This is a genomic window from Vibrio sp. TH_r3 (assembly GCF_033101115.1).
In the GTDB taxonomy this organism is placed as follows: Bacteria; Pseudomonadota; Gammaproteobacteria; order Enterobacterales; family Vibrionaceae; genus Vibrio.
This window is the reverse complement of record NZ_JAWMPW010000018.1, coordinates 62,594-78,871: the sequence shown is the minus strand read 5'-3', so window position 1 is coordinate 78,871 and position 16,278 is coordinate 62,594. Positions and strand designations below refer to the sequence as shown.

The following is a 16,278-nucleotide window of genomic DNA, read 5'->3' as shown; positions in this document are numbered from 1 at the left end:
TTGGTAAACCGATTAAAAGAGTGGCAAAGACAACAAAAAAAGAGATAGAAAAGGTGTTTCTCAAAGCTTTTTTGAATGTTGAATCTTCGAATAACTCTAGATAATTCGCAAGGCCAATTGTACCGTCAACCGATAAGGATTTTTGAGTAAGCATCAACAAAGGAATAAAAACTAACACAGCAATCAGGCATAAACTCGGTATGAAAATAATCAATTTTTCTTTATTCATTTTGAGCTGCCTTTTTCAATAACTCACGGCTTTCTATCTCTACTATGTCAAAGGCAGACATAAACTTCTGAATAACTTTATCTTCATTTGTTTTAACGAGTTTTGAATCTTTAACCTTCAGTTCTCCATTAACAAACACATGTTGTATGTTTTGTGGCTGCATAGCATAAACGATGGCGGCATAATAATCGTAGAGAGGAAGCATGTTTATGGTTTGAGGGTTGATCACCATAAAATCAGCTTTCTTGCCAACCTCGATACTACCGACGAGATGATCTATATTCAGTGCCTTGGCTCCGTTAATCGTTGCCATTTTCAAGATCTCTTTAGCAGGACATAACTCCCTGTTTAGATATTTCACTTTCTGCATTTTTGGCGCACAATTCATAACACTCATCATATCCATATGATTCCCACTCATAGGACCATCTGTTGCTAAGGTTATGTTCACGCCTTGTTCAATGTATTCACGAACTGGAGCAATAGGTCTGCCACTTTTACTGTTGCCTGCTGGACAGTGTGAAATAGAAGCCCCTGCATTGGCTAGAACCTTCATATCTTCATCATCGACAAGTATGCCGTGAGCACCAATAAATCGCTTGTTGATTACACCAATGTTATCAAGATATTTAATCACTGATCCATGCTCTGCTAGATAAGGGTCTGCTTCCCACGGCTGCTCTGCCAAGTGAATCAGAAAAGGTACTTCATACTTATCCGACAGCTCTCTACATTTTTTTAATAGAGGCTCAGAGGTCATGTAAACAGAGTGAGGTGCTAGAGCACCATTTATAAGGGGATTATCGCGATGATTTTCGATAAATTTTTCAAATAATTCAAAGCCGTGATCAGCGTTAAGCTGTTCCCCTGATCGCTCGTCTGTAATCCCTTGCCCAATAAAGGCTCTTAACCCTAACTCATTTGATGCTTTGGCTGTTGCCTCAGTAAAAGTATACATATCAGCGAAACATGTCGTTCCACTCAGTAACATCTCAGAGAGACTTAAAAGTGATGAGGCATATACAATGTCGTCATTCAGGCATGCATTTTCTAAAGGAAATAGCAGCTTGGTAAGACGATCTTTCATATCGTCTCCTAGCCCTCTAAATACAGTCATGGGAACATGCGTGTGGGTATTGATAAAACCGGGAAGCAACAGTTTATCCGTTCCATCGATAACTTGATCATAATCGTCAGATATTTCATCAAAAAAAATGCGAGATATTTCATCATTTACGATGGAGATATTCGCATTCTTTAAAATATCAAGACTATCATTCATTGTAATAATGGTTATATTCTTGATTAGTATTTTCATGGTTTATTCTGTAAACAGCTCATTCCATTTAGCAACCCAAGTTGCTCTATTTTCATTAACTAGGCCAATATCAGTGATCACCGCATTGGGGAAAGAAGCAAGGTTGGTTTTAACATTTTCCTGACTTTCTTCAAATTTAACATTTTTATTTACAGGAGAATCGATTCCACGATCCAACGACTCTTTCTGTACTTGTTCAGAAAGTAAGAAGTCGATAAATTCCATAGCAAGGTCACTATTCTTACTTCCCTTCACTATGTTAACCGTATTGCTATTAAGCATAACTTTATCCAGATCACCCCAATTTAAGTCGGGCGTGTATCCAAAATCAGCCAGCAAAGCGTAATCAAATTCGCCATTGATAACCGCTCTTCTTGTACTGAAAGTACTCACATAAGCGTGAACCTTTCCGCTAGATACCCAACTTTCAATTGCAGCAATATTTTCTGAAGCATCACCAGAAACCTCGCCGGCTCCGTAAAGAACCATCGGGCCGAAGGTTGATGTCATATGAGGGATAGCAACCTTGCTATCATGGTCTGCAAGGATTTCCGCCCAAGTTGAAGGAATGTTGTCTGAATTTCCCGCTACTCTGAGTCTATTTACGGTATAAGAAGGGCCATAAGTCTCACCGTTGGGGTTTTTAGTCAGTTCAAACAAACTGTCATAATTTTTCAAGTCAGCCTTATTCATACTAGCAAAAAGACCATCCTCAATACCCTTTTGCGCTGTCGCTTGGGTAGCAAGAAATACATCAATATCGGTAATATCAATCTCATTCTTTAGCTTGGTGTATCTATCTCCATCGCGACCTAGATCGAGTTCTATCGTCACATTGTGTTCTTCTTCAAAGGGAGTAAAGACGAATTCTTGCAGAGCCTCAATATCGTAATTCAACGTTAAATAAATACCTTTGTAGGGCGCTACCTATTAAAACTATAAAAGACAAAAGTGCTATGGGATGATGGCAAATACGGGTAGTGGATATTTCGTTGATAAAGTTTTAGAGAGTTTTCGTTACAATGACTGCAAAACCAGCTTCGTTCCCCTTTTTAGGTTTAGTTATTCGAGTCGGATAAAATCTCATCTACCCATTCAGCAAACCCCTCCCCACCCGGTAACGAAAGTACTTTATTTGGTCGATTCTGTAGTTTTTCTAGATATGGAGCAATATTCGCTACTGCAATCGTATTATTAAAAAATCCAAACATAGCGTCATCATTCAAAGAATCTCCAATATAAGCACATTTCTGTTTAATTCTGTCTAACGTCCAATGGGGATAATGTCGGTCAAGCCATAAAAGTGCGCCATGTTTTTTATCATGCTCACCTTTCCAAATATTTATGTGGATAGAACTGGCAGTCGCTCTTATGCCTTCCGAATGAATCAAATCTAAAGCAAGCTTTAACTGGTATTCCGTTGTCCCTTTGCACTGCTGATTATAGTCAATTGCTAAATCATACCGTCGGTAAGCATTATCCTGAGCCACACCCAACGAAGAGTTTTGGGATAATACTTTGTTGGCCACTCGTTTAAGATGTTGATAATTTTGTTGCCTTTGTTGTTCACTTTGCGTATCGATATACTTAAGCCCATTTTTACTCTTTTCAATGCAAAATGCGCCATTTTCACCAATTACCGCTGAAACTGGCCACAAACGTGCAATTTGATCGCACCAACCAGCACATGCGCCTGTAACCGGAATAACCAAAATATTCGCCGCTCGAAGCCGATAGAGTGCAACTAACGTAGAGACAGGCAGTTCACCATTAAGAGTCAAAGTATCATCAACATCGGTAAAAATAATTTCTGGTCTATTATTGAAATTCATAAGTTTGATGTCTGGAAAAAGATAGGTTGATGATCAGATAAACTGGTCTTAATATCGGTCCACACTTCACCTTTAAGCCCTGAGTTATTAGTAAAGAAATAGTCACGTCTATCCGCGCCATTTTGCCACTGTTGAGTATCAAATAGTCCACAAGTTGGCTTCGCATCGAGTGGTGCTAAATCAAACCATCGCGTATTTGTGTCAATCAGATCACGGTACTCTACGGAATCATCGGTCAGATTTAAATCACCACAAATGATAACATCCACGGGCAACGGCAAAGGTTTATACAATCCTTCAGTTGCACCACTAGGACAATCATTCAGGACTGTGGCCGCTTGTACAATTTGGTCTATCTGTTCTATTTGATATCTACGTTGTTTTTGGCAATAAAACTCCAGATGACAAGTTAATACTCTAATAATATTGTCATCTATTTTTACGACAATTTCTCCGACTGAGCGAGTCATATGTTGAGGGCTATTAGTAGCAGTGGGCAATAAACAATGAGCTCGCCATTGTAAAATCGTCCCTTTTTTCGCTCCAATTACATTGCCAAACCGTTTGAGTTGGTCATCCTCATAATACGTAATCGCGTCGGCCAAATGCCAATCATATTCCTTCAGCATCTGTTTCAGACCAATAAAATATTCGCCATCAACTTCTTGGAGTGCAATAACATCCGCTTCTTGCTGTCGCAAATAGCAATATTGTTTCTCTAGTTGATTTTTTGCGTACGCATCGACTCCATTTTGTACGTTCCAACTGATAATTTTCATATTATTTTAATCCGGCATTCATGAACGATTGCATAAACTGACGTTGAAAGATAAGAAAAATCGCTAACAACGGAGATATTGCGACTAATGTTCCTGCGCTGAGAATGCCCCAATCGACCCCAACTTCTGGGGAACCGAACAGTGCTAAACCCACAGTAATTGGCCTACTATTTACGGTGTTAGTGACAATTAATGGCCAGAGAAAGTTATTCCAGTGATAACTCAATGAAACCAACGCGTAAGCGAGATATGTGGGTTTTGCTAAGGGGACATACACCTTAAATAAAATGGCTAGACGGTTTAGCCCTTCCACACGCGCAGCGTCTTCAAGTTCTTGGGGAACTTGCATAAAAGTCTGTCTCAATAAAAATATACCAAACGCACTGGCAATATAAGGTAAAGCAATTCCCATATAGGTATCTATTGCGTCAAAGTTCGCTACCATTTGGTAGTTCTCTGAAACCAACGCTTCAGGCATAACCATTAGCTGTATCAGCACAAAAGCAAAGACCATCGAACGGCCTTTAAATTCGACACGAGCAAGCGCAAAAGCAGCCAAAGTACAAATTGAAATTTGACAAACTAAAAGCAAAGTCACCGTAGCAAATGTATTCCAGATATAGCGGATAAAGGGCGCCATTTCCCAAGCTTGGTGAAAATTTGTCAATGACCAATCGGCACTTAAATCCAAGTAGATCATATCGGATCCGGTATGAAACGCCGCCCATACCATATAAAGTAAAGGCAAAACCCACAAGACACCTACGACCCATGCGGCCAATAAGTTTGCATAACGAACTAAATTGAATGCTCTAACTTGCTGAATTTGGTGAATAGTGAGAATACTCATCGGTAATGAACCTGCTTACTGCTTAAAAAGAATTGAATAGCGGAACACGTCGCAAGTATTGTTAGTAATACCATAGTTAAGATTGCTGCATACTCTTGATCGAAAAAAGCGAAAGCTGTTTCATAAATATAATACAGTAGTAATGTGCTCGCATTATTTGGCCCCCCCTTAGTCAATATGAACAAGTGGTCGACGACTTTGAACGCATTGATAACTGCATTTATAAGCACAAACAGTGTTGTTGGCCCTAGAATTGGCAGAATAAATCGACGTAAACGATAAAAATAACTAGGCGACTCAATTTTAGCAGCATCATTGAGTTCACTCGGAATCGCTTGTAATGCGGCGAGATAAAAGATCATAAAAAATCCTGCTTCTTTCCAGATTGCGAGTAACATAATAGCCCCCAGCGCCGTATCCGGATTACCCAACCAGTTCACTCCTTGCACTCCAAAAATGGATAAGACTCGATTAAATAATCCTATATTAGGAGAATAGAAAAATAGCCAGACATTGGCAGCCGCAACCATAGGTAACATAGTAGGAAGAAAAAAAGAAAGACGTAGAAGACTTCGCCCAATAAACTTCTCATTGACCCAAAGCGCCATGGTTAACGCCAAAATCATAGAAATAGGAACCGTAATCAAACCGTACCAAAAGTTATTAATCAACGCTTTCCAAAAGACTGGGTCGTGAGACAAGTCGGATAAATTATCGACAAGTACAAAAGCATTATCATTGCCCGGCACATCCGAAAATATACTGGTGTAAAATGCGTTACCGGCAGGAAGGTAAGTGAAACAACTCATTAATACCACTGCTGGTAACAACAACAACCAAGCAAATGCAGCATTTGAAGTTTGAATTTTTTGTATCATAGTCAACTCTATTCGATTCGCTGGTAGATACGTGACTACCAGCTATTATTCGTCAATTATCAACCACGATTCGCGCGGCGTAGAATCCTTTCAGCTTGAGACTGTGCTGAATTTAGTGCCTCTTTAGCTGTACTTTCTCCGGTGAGAGTCGCTTGAATTGCATCATCGAGTACTCGACGAACTCGACCAGCTTCATAGGTTGCAAGCTCAGCCGTTGCAACTTTTAGCTGATCTCGTGCCACTAGCGCTTGAGGCAATTTATCAACATGTTGCTTCATCTTCGGAGTATCATATGAGGCTTGGCTAACCCCTACATAACCGGTTGCAATACTCCATTCTGCGCTACGTTCTGGTGATGTCATAAATTTTACTAATCGATAAGCAGCTTGTTGTTCTGCTTCTGTACCACTATTAATTAGATAAAAATTACCACCACCTGTTGGTGAACCGGCTTCAACATGCGCAGGAAGTTGTGCAACTCCAACATCGAAGGTCGCGTTATTCATCACTGCGGTCAAGTTTCCAGTCGAATGCCACATCATCGCGGTATTCTGCTCAAGAAATTCCTGACGCAGCGTGCCCCACTCTATTGTGCCTTGAGGCATGACATTATATTTAGTTCCTAGGTCACTCCAATATTGCAACGCCTCGATCATACGCTCTGAATTAAAGTTTACTTTTGTTCCATAGGTATTCATCAGCGTTTCACCTTGCTGTTTAGCAAGTGCGCCAAACATCCAATAAGGATACCCTGTTGATGGGATCATTACTCCCCAACGCTCTGTATCACCGTTTTCAGATTTTTTAATCAGTGCGGCTGAGACTTCTACCATCTCTTCCCATGTTTTAGGAGGTTGCTCAGGATCTAGACCCGCCTCGCTAAATGCATCTTTGTTGTAATACATAACGATAGTTGAACGTTGAAATGGGATACCGTAAGTTTTACCATCTAGCATGCCATTTTCCATCAATGCAGGATAAAAACTATCTAACCATTTCTGATCATCTTCTGTTTTAACAAAGTCATCGAATGGGCGTATTACATCATTACTCTTGAGCGCCAATAAATCTATCGAGAACATTACTGATGTTTGGACTGATTCCCCCGCGTTCAATGCTGCCAGAGCTTTAACACGAGTGTCGTTATAATTACCCGCATAAATCGCGTTTACATCAACACCTGAGTTTTCCGCTTCGAACGCATCAACCATACTGTCGACAACTTTCGTTAATGGTCCGCCAACTGAAACAGGGTAATACATAGTTAAATTAATTTGTTCAGCATTAACATTTAACGTCGTTAGACTCGCGGCGATTCCGACTAACGATAGTTTTCTCTTGAAATCCATAACATTATCTCCGTATAAAATTGAAGGGGTTGGTGGTATAAATCGTTTGGTTATTTTTGGATAACGGCATAACCATTTTCCTTACAGAACTCATGCTGATCTGATGGGTCCCAAGTAAGATTGACTAGCTGACCTTTTTTAAATTTTTGCCAGCGTTCCACTTTGACAAATACATCAGAATCATTAAGTAGACGTACTTTTAATAACGTACTGTCCCCGTGATAATCGGTATGAATCACTTGTCCAGATATTCCCTCATCACTAAGCATTATATTTTCTGGTCTTACTCCTATCTCATTCGAGCAATTAGGTAATGAGAAAACATTCATCGCGGGTGAGCCGATAAAGCGTGCGGTGAAGGTATTTTGAGGTTGGTTATACAAATCTTGCGGAGTGCCAACTTGTTGCACTTTTCCCTGACTAAGCAATACAATTCGATCGGCCATCGACATCGCTTCAACTTGATCGTGAGTTACATAGATAAGTGTTAATCCTAACGATTGTTGTAACTCTCGTATTTCGGCTCTCATTTCAGTGCGGAGCTTTGCATCAAGATTTGATAATGGTTCATCCATGAGACAAATTGGATGTTTACTAACAATTGAACGAGCAAGTGCCACTCGTTGTCGTTGTCCACCACTCAACTGACCAGGTAAACGATGTTGTTGCTCCGTTAACGATACCAATTCCAGAACATGGCGCAAACGCGATTCGCATTCCAATTTTTTTACACCACGAGCTTTGAGGCCGAACAGAATATTTTCCTTCACCGATAAGTGAGGAAACAACGCATAAGATTGAAACACCATAGAGATATTGCGTTTTGAAGGCGATAGATGGGTAACATCAATCCCATCAATTGTGATAGCACCAGATGAAGGAGTCTCTAGGCCCGCAAGTATTCTAAGCAATGTCGACTTACCGCAACCCGAAGGGCCGAGTAGAGCGATAAACTCTCCTTTTTGTACATCTAAATTCAAGGTATCGATGGCGGTCACATTATCAAATTGCTTGTTAAGGTTTTTAATTACGAGATAACTCATGATTTAACCTCAACAATATTTAACTGAACACTTTGAGCTTGACAAAGATTCGCTAATTCGATGCTTTGACAATCGGTGTACATAACATCAATATCTTCGAGTGAAGAAATACAAACGCTGGCATTTCGCAAGTACTTACTTGAATCAGCCAATAAAACACTCTTGCGGCTGTTGTTTAACATTGCTTTTGTCAACTCACCTTCAGTGAATTGAAACTCGAGTAGTTCGCCTTTACTTGATATTCCACCAATCCCCAAAATAGCAACGTCTGCACGAAACGACTCAAAGAAATTTTTTGTATATATGCCAGACAGATCTCGATGTTGATGCCGAAGGCATCCGCCCGCTACCCACACTTCAATATTTTGTAAATTAGTAAGATATGCCAACGCATCAAGGTTATTAGTGACAACAGTAAGTGGGATATCTTGTGGTAGCGATCTCGCAAATTGTGCGACGCTTGAACCGTAACTAAGAAATACCGTTTGACCAGACTCTACTTCTAATAAAGCTGCGCTACTAATTTTCTGCTTAACAAGCACGTTGGTTACCGTGCGGTCAGAAATAGAAATATTGTCGCGCGTTGGAGGTAGCGTGACACCACCGTGCTGCTTACGAGCAAGCCCTGATTTGCACAGTTCATTGATATCGCGACGAATCGTTTGTGTCGTTACCTTAAACTTATTGGATAAATCATCGGTGAACAAACTCCCCTGCTCGTTAAGTAACTCCATAATCTTTTGTTGACGCAATTCCATATATTCATTTGAATCTAATTTAAGTTTCATACGAAGATATAGGTTATATATGTCGATTCGGTGGCACTTATATTATTTGACCATGACTAAATCGTGACAAAAATAAGACTTAATTAGAATAACGGAAAGATAGCAACGCTCATAACGTTAAGCGGCGCAAAAATCTGATCGGTAGTAAAGGGGGCGAAACCACGTAGACAGGTTAAGCAACGCGATGGTATTAACAGCGGTTCTAAAACTCCTTGTCTGAATTGATGCTTTTTCATTTAACTATTCCGATCATGAATTCATTTCATAATATGCATTAAGTAATACCATTGTTAATCATGTAGTACGCCAGTTATAAATTAGTTATGAATTTAACGATAGATGGTCCTGATTCATCTATAGCAAACTGAGCACCACACCTATGACTCAAAATTTTACGTTTACAATTAAAAAGACTTGTCTAGATGAAAATTATCAGCCATCAGACAACACTCGTATCACGACTAATTTTGCAAATTTAGCACGTGGCCAGCACCGTAAGCAGAACTTACGTAATGCATTAAATATGATTAACAACCGTTTTAATGAATTAGCTTGTTGGGATAACCCAACGGGTGATCGTTACGCGGTAGAGCTCGAAATCGTTTCGGCAGACATCAAAATAAACGAAGCGAGTGAAGCGATTCCATCAATTGAAATACTAAAGACTTGGGTCATCGATCGTAAAACCAATCAACGTATTGAAGGTATCGTAGGTAACAACTTCTCTTCGTACGTGCGTGATTACGACTTTAGCGTACGCTTGCTAAATCACAATAAAGACAAATCGACCTTTTCGGTACCAGAAAACTTTGGCATTTTACATGGCAACATATTCAAGTCTTTTGTCAACTCAGAAGCTTACAAGCAAAATTTCACTAAATCGCCTGTCATTTGTTTGAGCGTTTCAGACAGCAAAGTGTACCACCGCACCCAAAACGAGCACCCTATTCTTGGTTTTGAATACACACCGAATGAATCATCGTTAACGGAGCAGTACTTTCAAAAAATGGGCTTGCAAGTTCGTTACTTTATGCCCAAAAATAGCGTCGCCCCCTTTGCCTTTTTCTTTTTTGGTGATCTACTAAACGATTACTCCAATTTGGAGCTGATCAGCACCATTAGCACAATGGAAACATTCCAAAAAATCTACCGTCCTGAGATCTATTTTGCCAAAACAATCGCAGGCGAACATTATCAAGCAAACTTGAACAGTGATTCCCATTCTCTAACTAATATTGTTTATGACCGTGAAGAGCGCACTCGACTGGCCATAGAACAAGGTAAGTTTGTTGAACAAGTTTTCATCAAGCCTTATCAATCAATTCTTGAACAATGGTCCACTCAGAACGTTTAATCCTTCACGAGATAATACAAAGACTTAAATTATGAAAAAAATATTCCCCACTTCGACCGCTGGCAGCTTACCTAAACCAACTTGGCTAGCTCAACCAGAGGTGCTTTGGTCTCCTTGGAAGTTACAAGGACAAGAACTTATTGATGGAAAGCATGACGCGCTTCGCGTTGCATTACAGGAGCAATTGCTCGCAGGAACAGACATCGTGAGCGACGGAGAGCAGACACGTCAACACTTTGTCACCACTTTTATTGAGCACTTAAATGGCGTGGATTTTGAAAATCGTAAAACAGTAACAATTCGCAACCGATACGAGGCCAGTGTACCAAGCGTTGTCGGACCGGTCTCTCGACAAAAAGCCGTATTTGTTGAAGATGCAAAATTCCTACGCTCACAAACAGACAAGCAAATTAAGTGGGCATTGCCTGGGCCTATGACCATGGTTGATACTCTGTATGATGCGCATTATAAATGCCGTAAACAATTAGCATTCGAGTTCGCTAAAATTCTAAATGAAGAGGCGAAAGAGCTTGAGGCCGCGGGCGTGGATATTATTCAATTTGATGAGCCAGCGTTCAACGTATTTTTTGATGACGTTAATGATTGGGGTATCGCTGCACTTGAGCGAGCAATCGAGGGTCTAAAATGCGAAACTGCTGTCCACATTTGTTACGGCTATGGGATTAAAGCTAACACTGATTGGAAAAAGACACTAGGAAATGAATGGCGTCAATACGAACAAGTGTTTCCTAAACTACAACAATCGAATATCGACATCATCTCTCTGGAATGCCATAACTCGCGCGTACCAATGGATATACTAGAACTATTACGCGGCAAAAAGGTAATGGTCGGGGCAATTGATGTTGCCACCCACACTATCGAAACACCAGAAGCCGTAGCAGAAACACTACGTGAAGCACTTAAATATATAGATGCTGACAAAATCTACCCATGTACAAACTGTGGAATGGCTCCTCTCCCTCGAGATATCGCACGCGCGAAACTGCAGGCGCTAACCGCTGGAACTGACATTGTGAGACGCGAGTTATTAGCACAGTAACAAGGTACATTTTTGATATTTACAATGGTGCTAATATTACAGAAATTGAAAATATCACAAACACCACAAAACAGAACGACAATGGTTGGCTACACTGTACTTTATAGCCGACTATTTTAGTCCACTTACTACCTACGGCTTTAGGCGAAACATATATTCAAATACGTTAACTAGTAAAGGTATAGACATGAAAAAATTAGTATCATTAAGTATCATCCTATCTTTCGCATCATTTTCATTGGCGGCTTCTGACGGTTTAGTCAAATATGAAAGTGATTATTCGGTAAAAGAAACGGCTGACCGTTTTGAAAATATTGCGAAAAGCAAAGGGTTAACTGTATTTACAAGAATTGATCATCAACAAAATGCCAGCAACGTAGATCTAAAGTTACGCCCAACAGAAGTTATCATTTTTGGTAATCCAAATGTTGGAACGCCGTTAATGCAATGTGCTCAAAATGTCGCTATTGATTTACCACAGAAGGTAATGGTAAATGAAGATGAAAACAATAAGGTGTGGCTTACCTACAATAATCCTAATTACTTGATGAAGCGTCATGATATAAAGGGTTGTGATGAAGTCATTGGCAAAATATCGGGTGTGTTAAGCAAGTTATCAGAGGCCGCTGTTTCCAAATAATTTATGAATTTATGTTTATAGCAAAACGATGAATCCATTAGGTGGCTATAATCTCCCCTTTTACATATAAAACAAATAGCCCTTTAAGAGAAGCTCTATCTCGCCTAGCTGAAAGTCAATTACTCATCAACTCAGGTCAGCGTGGATTTAGAGTACCCGAGATGTCAAGTAAACAGTTTGAAGATATAACTGAAACTCGGATTAATCTTGAATGTATGGCTTTAAAGATGGCCATCGAAAAAGGTGATATGGAATGGGAAAGCCGAGTTGTTGCCGCTTACCATATGTTGAGCCAACAAGAAAAAACCGTACACGAAGACCGTGATATTTCACAGGAAAGCCGGGATAAACTCGACTTGGTCCACGATAAGTTCCATCAAGCGCTATTGTCTGGCTCTGAGTCTGAGTGGTTGCTTTTTTTCGTCAAAAGCTTGAACGCTCAGTTTGACCGTTATCGTCGGTATAGTGTGAGCTTTCAATTTTCACGAAACACCAGCGTTGAATATCATCTAAAACTGAAGAACTTAGTGCTAGAACGTGATATCCCAGCTGCACTAAAAACACTTGAAGAACATATACGCCACTCCGCGAAAGCAATTTCAGTTAGTGATTAAACCACTTAACTAGCAGGCTTAAAGACAAACTTAATGGTCAAAACTCAATGACAACTTTTATCAATATTTTTAATGCTTTTTTTCGCATCGACTTGTTTGGTTTTGGTGGTGGTCCAACAATGATCCCGTTAGTCCATAATGAAGTCGTCAAACGTTATAACTGGATGAGTGATGATGAGTTTTCTAACGTCTTAGCGATAGGAAACACATTACCTGGCCCGATAGCAACCAAAATGGCTGGCTATATCGGATACAAAATTTCAGGTTATACTGGTATGTTTCTGGCGGTTATTGCGATAACAATCCCAATAGTAATCGTTATGATATTGGGCCTCTCATTGCTAAATCAATATCGTGATATGCCCTGGGTTACAGGCATGGCAAATGGCGTTATACCTGTTGTCAGTTGGATGTTAACCAAATTAACGCTGGATTTCTTCAATAAAGGCTATAAATGTCTTGGGCTCGTTACAGCCTCTACGATGAGTATTATAGCTTTAGTTCTGATTTACTTCGTAAATATACATTCAGGCATCATTATCTTTAGCCTTCTAATTGCTGCAATATTTAAACCTGAAAAAACGGTTTAACAAATGGGGTTCTAATCGTGATTTACTTAACTATTTTTCTCGCCTTTTTTATCCCAAACATCATCGGATATGGTGGTGGGCCAGCAATTATTCCTTTAATAGAAGAACAGGTTGTTGGTAATTATCAATGGATGACAACTACCCAGTTTTCAGAAATTTTAGCATTAGGCAACGCGCTACCAAGTCCGATAGCAACTAAAATGGCCGGATATATAGGTTATCAGGTTGGTGGAATTCTAGGTGCTATTATTGCCCTTTTCGCTACTATTGCACCAACACTTATCATCATGTTAGTTGCTCTAAGGCTACTTTATCAATTCCGCGACTCACCAAAAGTTAAAGCAATGAGTCAATGGGTATTGCCTGTCGTAACTACTCTAATGGCTATGTTAACTTTTAAGCTTTTAGCTCATGGCGTAACTGAATTTCCACTTCACTTCATCGCTTTGTTTATATTCGCAGCCATTACTTTGGAAAAATTAAAATGGCACCCAACACTGGTCATCATATTTGGCTTAGGTTATGGATCTATTTTTCTTTAAAGTTAGGTAGATTAGCGTAATTCTGCCCAAATCACTGACCATACCGTTTGGCTCGTGATGTAACCGTAATTTTACAAGCGGCTGTTTAAATTGTTAAACCTTAGACTCAACATCAATCAAACAACCCCCTTATCTCTCGGCAGGACAACCAAATGGTCTGCCGGATGACATCAGGAGGAAATCTGTCTCTTAATGGCAAATCATTCCGGCAATCCCTCAAATTGCGCCACGCGGTCTAACTCAGCAGCCCAAGAAGCTTTACAGGACGAAAAAATCTGCGCAGTTGGCAACATGGAAATATCCGTGTCCAGACATCCGGCGGGGACAACGAGCAACCCTTCATTCTGAGTATTTGGCAGTGCTGAACCACAGAACTTGCAAAAACTTTTACTATGACGAGTATCAGGAAGCGTAAAGGACGTTACAGCATCGAAACCCGATTGCCAAACCAATTGAGCAGACTGTGAAAATAGATTTGCCGCGTGTGCCGATCCCGTATCCTTTTGGCAATAATGACAGTGGCACAAATAGAAACTATCAAACTCTCCTTTTATCGAAAAGCTCACCGTTCCACACAAACAAGAACCTAAATAATCAGCCATAAAAGTCCCTCCATTACTCGAAGTTTAAAGACTCATAACGAGACTGTAGAATTTCTGCCTAGCCTCATTTTCGAATTTAATCCTACTTATATTTCATCACAGTATAAGATTGAATGCTTTTATTACATTACTTGTGATCTTATCTCTATTATTCACATAGTGAAAGACCACGATACTTAACGTCAAAAACCGATTGCTCAAATATGTTGGTTCCTTCAACGCCTATATTACAAATATGTTAAAAGAACATTAACATCAAGCACTAGAACAAATCATTAATTCTTGTATAAAGTGTTTGAAATTTTTCCCGCTTAGCTTTGTAGTATTCATCCATACTCGCATTAGGCTCATGACTCTGAATCAAATCTGGTACTGGGCAAACCTTTTCAAGTGTTGCCTCTTTGTCTGTACCTAATATCGCCAAGCGCGCGGCCCCTAATGCAGGCCCTACATCTCCTCCTTTTCGATACACCAATGGGTAACCAACAATATCCGCTAACATCTGTCGCCAGTATTCACTGCGAGCACCACCACCTATAAGTGATATTTCTTCAGGAACAAAGTTAGTCACGTGCAATGCATCAAAGCCATCGGCGAAGGCAAAACCAACCCCTTCCAACACTGCTTGCGCCAATTCTAATTTGGTCGTGGTATGTGTCATGCCAAAGAAAACACCTTTAGCATTAGGATCGTTGTGTGGCGTGCGTTCTCCAGATAAATATGGCAAAAAAATCACGTTTGAATCTCGAACCGCATTATTTTCAACATCTACGAGCATTTTGCCCACATCATCAAATCCTGTAAGCTCTGCAGCCCAAGACAAACAAGATGCGGCACTTAAAATAACCGACATAGTATGCCAAGTTTTAGGCAGAGCATGACAAAAACTGTGCAATGCCGAATCAGGATTCGAAACAAAACCATCACTCACTGCAAAATACACTCCTGAAGTACCTAATGAAAGCATCGCTTGTCCCGGTTTAATAATGCCAACACCCACTGCACCTGCTGCGTTATCACCACCACCTGCAACCACTGGTACACACCGTATTCCCCACGATGATGCGATGTCTTTTGACAATGTCCCGGTTACAGCACTTCCTTCAAACAATGCAGGCATTTGCTGGCGTGTAAGCCCTGTCGCCACAAGTAAATCGTCACTCCAATCTCTCGTTGCAACATTTAGCCAACACGTTCCCGCCGAGTCGGACATATCCGATGCATAGTCCCCTGTCATTTTAAAACGCAAATAGTCCTTAGGTAACAAAATTTTATAGATTTGTTTAAAAGCATCTGGTTCATGATTTGCCACCCACTTTAGTTTCGGTGCCGTAAATCCTGGCATCATAATATTACCAGTGATTGCACGACTATTTGGCACTAAACTTTCAAGCTCGTGGCATTCTGCTTCACAACGTCCATCATTCCATAATATCGCAGGACGAATAACCTCGCCGCGTTTATCCAATAACGTTGCTCCGTGCATCTGACCAGATAAACCAATGGCTTTTACCGCTGATATATCAACTTGGGTTGCAAGTCCATGAATAGTATCGCACGTGGCATGCCACCAATCTTGAGGGTCTTGTTCTGACCATAATGGATGAGGACGAGATATTGAAAGCGGTGCAGTATATGATGCGAGAATCGTTCCTTCCTTTGACATCACCACTGATTTAACCCCAGATGTACCCAAATCAATTCCGATATACATAGCCTTTCCTTAATCTTATAAATAACATTTTGGCTCTTGCTTGAATGCGTACGTTTTCTATTTTTAATAAACTAAGTATCAAGCCAGTGCGTT

Annotated in this window: 19 protein-coding genes; 6 read left to right on the top strand and 13 right to left on the bottom strand. The window is 40.2% G+C overall.

The genetic code is table 11. The features are described 5' to 3' along the window. The 11 genes from R3X26_RS14275 to R3X26_RS14225 form a co-directional block, all read right to left on the bottom strand. The coding region (locus tag R3X26_RS14275) for a hypothetical protein (RefSeq protein ID WP_411572422.1) at nucleotides 1-229 on the bottom strand (229 nt) is incomplete at its 3' end. Continuing rightward, entirely contained in the window at nucleotides 222-1,547 is a 1,326-nt protein-coding gene (locus tag R3X26_RS14270) for an amidohydrolase (protein ID WP_317718002.1), read from the bottom strand. The genes R3X26_RS14270 and R3X26_RS14275, both read right to left, overlap by 8 nt. 3 nt (nucleotides 1,548-1,550) lie before the next feature. Further along, nucleotides 1,551-2,444 carry an extracellular solute-binding protein gene (locus R3X26_RS14265; protein ID WP_317718001.1) on the bottom strand — a complete coding sequence of 298 codons (894 nt, stop codon included), beginning with the start codon at nucleotides 2,442-2,444 and terminating at the stop codon, nucleotides 1,551-1,553. Nucleotides 2,445-2,605: 161 nt separating this feature from the next. Beyond that, nucleotides 2,606-3,379: an HAD-IIB family hydrolase gene (locus tag R3X26_RS14260; protein WP_317718000.1), complete on the bottom strand. Its 774-nt coding sequence runs from the start codon at nucleotides 3,377-3,379 to the stop codon at nucleotides 2,606-2,608. After that, a complete protein-coding gene (locus R3X26_RS14255; protein WP_317717999.1) occupies nucleotides 3,376-4,158 on the bottom strand; it encodes an endonuclease/exonuclease/phosphatase family protein in 783 nt (260 codons plus the stop codon). The genes R3X26_RS14260 and R3X26_RS14255 overlap by 4 nt, the downstream gene beginning before the upstream one ends. A gap of 1 nt (nucleotide 4,159) precedes the next feature. Continuing rightward, nucleotides 4,160-5,008 (bottom strand): carbohydrate ABC transporter permease, encoded by an 849-nt coding sequence (locus tag R3X26_RS14250; protein WP_317717998.1) that lies wholly within the window; start codon nucleotides 5,006-5,008, stop codon nucleotides 4,160-4,162. Beyond that, nucleotides 5,005-5,886 carry a sugar ABC transporter permease gene (locus R3X26_RS14245; RefSeq protein ID WP_317717997.1) on the bottom strand — a complete coding sequence of 294 codons (882 nt, stop codon included), beginning with the start codon at nucleotides 5,884-5,886 and terminating at the stop codon, nucleotides 5,005-5,007. The genes R3X26_RS14250 and R3X26_RS14245 overlap by 4 nt, the downstream gene beginning before the upstream one ends. A gap of 59 nt (nucleotides 5,887-5,945) precedes the next feature. After that, nucleotides 5,946-7,235: an ABC transporter substrate-binding protein gene (locus tag R3X26_RS14240; protein WP_317717996.1), complete on the bottom strand. Its 1,290-nt coding sequence runs from the start codon at nucleotides 7,233-7,235 to the stop codon at nucleotides 5,946-5,948. Between the two features lie 50 nt (nucleotides 7,236-7,285). Then, the gene (locus R3X26_RS14235) at nucleotides 7,286-8,278 is read right to left on the bottom strand and encodes an ABC transporter ATP-binding protein (RefSeq protein ID WP_317717995.1); all 993 of its coding nucleotides are present in this window, start codon (nucleotides 8,276-8,278) and stop codon (nucleotides 7,286-7,288) included. Next, nucleotides 8,275-9,066, bottom strand: coding sequence for a DeoR/GlpR family DNA-binding transcription regulator (locus R3X26_RS14230; RefSeq protein ID WP_317717994.1), 792 nt, complete (start codon nucleotides 9,064-9,066; stop codon nucleotides 8,275-8,277). The genes R3X26_RS14235 and R3X26_RS14230 overlap by 4 nt, the downstream gene beginning before the upstream one ends. 83 nt (nucleotides 9,067-9,149) lie before the next feature. Continuing rightward, the gene (locus R3X26_RS14225; RefSeq protein ID WP_317717993.1) at nucleotides 9,150-9,302 is read right to left on the bottom strand and encodes a hypothetical protein; all 153 of its coding nucleotides are present in this window, start codon (nucleotides 9,300-9,302) and stop codon (nucleotides 9,150-9,152) included. Nucleotides 9,303-9,445: 143 nt separating this feature from the next. On the opposite strand from R3X26_RS14225, the gene R3X26_RS14220 reads away from it, so the two are divergent. The 6 genes from R3X26_RS14220 to R3X26_RS14195 all read left to right on the top strand — a co-directional run bounded on the left by R3X26_RS14220 (nucleotide 9,446) and on the right by R3X26_RS14195 (nucleotide 13,869). Further along, nucleotides 9,446-10,420 carry a DUF1852 domain-containing protein gene (locus R3X26_RS14220; RefSeq protein WP_317717992.1) on the top strand — a complete coding sequence of 325 codons (975 nt, stop codon included), beginning with the start codon at nucleotides 9,446-9,448 and terminating at the stop codon, nucleotides 10,418-10,420. Between the two features lie 31 nt (nucleotides 10,421-10,451). Then, a complete protein-coding gene (locus R3X26_RS14215) occupies nucleotides 10,452-11,483 on the top strand; it encodes a methionine synthase (protein WP_317717991.1) in 1,032 nt (343 codons plus the stop codon). A gap of 187 nt (nucleotides 11,484-11,670) precedes the next feature. Continuing rightward, the gene (locus R3X26_RS14210; protein ID WP_317717990.1) at nucleotides 11,671-12,123 is read left to right on the top strand and encodes a DUF302 domain-containing protein; all 453 of its coding nucleotides are present in this window, start codon (nucleotides 11,671-11,673) and stop codon (nucleotides 12,121-12,123) included. 41 nt (nucleotides 12,124-12,164) lie between these two features. Continuing rightward, nucleotides 12,165-12,737, top strand: coding sequence for a GntR family transcriptional regulator (locus R3X26_RS14205; RefSeq protein ID WP_317717989.1), 573 nt, complete (start codon nucleotides 12,165-12,167; stop codon nucleotides 12,735-12,737). Nucleotides 12,738-12,784: 47 nt separating this feature from the next. Beyond that, on the top strand, nucleotides 12,785-13,327 hold the full coding sequence (locus R3X26_RS14200; RefSeq protein ID WP_317717988.1) for a chromate transporter: 543 nt from the start codon (nucleotides 12,785-12,787) through the stop codon (nucleotides 13,325-13,327). 17 nt (nucleotides 13,328-13,344) lie between these two features. Next, nucleotides 13,345-13,869 carry a chromate transporter gene (locus R3X26_RS14195; RefSeq protein ID WP_317717987.1) on the top strand — a complete coding sequence of 175 codons (525 nt, stop codon included), beginning with the start codon at nucleotides 13,345-13,347 and terminating at the stop codon, nucleotides 13,867-13,869. A gap of 200 nt (nucleotides 13,870-14,069) precedes the next feature. Here the strand turns inward: R3X26_RS14195 and R3X26_RS14190 are convergent, their stop codons facing one another. Next, nucleotides 14,070-14,471: a GFA family protein gene (locus R3X26_RS14190; protein ID WP_317717986.1), complete on the bottom strand. Its 402-nt coding sequence runs from the start codon at nucleotides 14,469-14,471 to the stop codon at nucleotides 14,070-14,072. 262 nt (nucleotides 14,472-14,733) lie between these two features. Continuing rightward, complete coding sequence (gene xylB, locus R3X26_RS14185; RefSeq protein ID WP_317717985.1) at nucleotides 14,734-16,185, bottom strand: xylulokinase; 1,452 nt, start codon at nucleotides 16,183-16,185, stop codon at nucleotides 14,734-14,736. Between the last annotated feature and the right edge of the window lie 93 nt (nucleotides 16,186-16,278).

Coding starts and splice junctions, on each gene's coding strand:
- R3X26_RS14270 (WP_317718002.1), bottom strand. CDS start 1,547: ATGAAAATACTAATCAAGAATATAACCATTATTACAATGAATGATAGT.
- R3X26_RS14260 (WP_317718000.1), bottom strand. CDS start 3,379: ATGAATTTCAATAATAGACCAGAAATTATTTTTACCGATGTTGATGAT.
- R3X26_RS14255 (WP_317717999.1), bottom strand. CDS start 4,158: ATGAAAATTATCAGTTGGAACGTACAAAATGGAGTCGATGCGTACGCA.
- R3X26_RS14250 (WP_317717998.1), bottom strand. CDS start 5,008: ATGAGTATTCTCACTATTCACCAAATTCAGCAAGTTAGAGCATTCAAT.
- R3X26_RS14245 (WP_317717997.1), bottom strand. CDS start 5,886: ATGATACAAAAAATTCAAACTTCAAATGCTGCATTTGCTTGGTTGTTG.
- R3X26_RS14240 (WP_317717996.1), bottom strand. CDS start 7,235: ATGGATTTCAAGAGAAAACTATCGTTAGTCGGAATCGCCGCGAGTCTA.
- R3X26_RS14235 (WP_317717995.1), bottom strand. CDS start 8,278: ATGAGTTATCTCGTAATTAAAAACCTTAACAAGCAATTTGATAATGTG.
- R3X26_RS14230 (WP_317717994.1), bottom strand. CDS start 9,066: ATGAAACTTAAATTAGATTCAAATGAATATATGGAATTGCGTCAACAA.
- R3X26_RS14225 (WP_317717993.1), bottom strand. CDS start 9,302: ATGAAAAAGCATCAATTCAGACAAGGAGTTTTAGAACCGCTGTTAATA.
- R3X26_RS14220 (WP_317717992.1), top strand. CDS start 9,446: ATGACTCAAAATTTTACGTTTACAATTAAAAAGACTTGTCTAGATGAA.
- R3X26_RS14215 (WP_317717991.1), top strand. CDS start 10,452: ATGAAAAAAATATTCCCCACTTCGACCGCTGGCAGCTTACCTAAACCA.
- R3X26_RS14210 (WP_317717990.1), top strand. CDS start 11,671: ATGAAAAAATTAGTATCATTAAGTATCATCCTATCTTTCGCATCATTT.
- R3X26_RS14200 (WP_317717988.1), top strand. CDS start 12,785: ATGACAACTTTTATCAATATTTTTAATGCTTTTTTTCGCATCGACTTG.
- R3X26_RS14190 (WP_317717986.1), bottom strand. CDS start 14,471: ATGGCTGATTATTTAGGTTCTTGTTTGTGTGGAACGGTGAGCTTTTCG.
- xylB (WP_317717985.1), bottom strand. CDS start 16,185: ATGTATATCGGAATTGATTTGGGTACATCTGGGGTTAAATCAGTGGTG.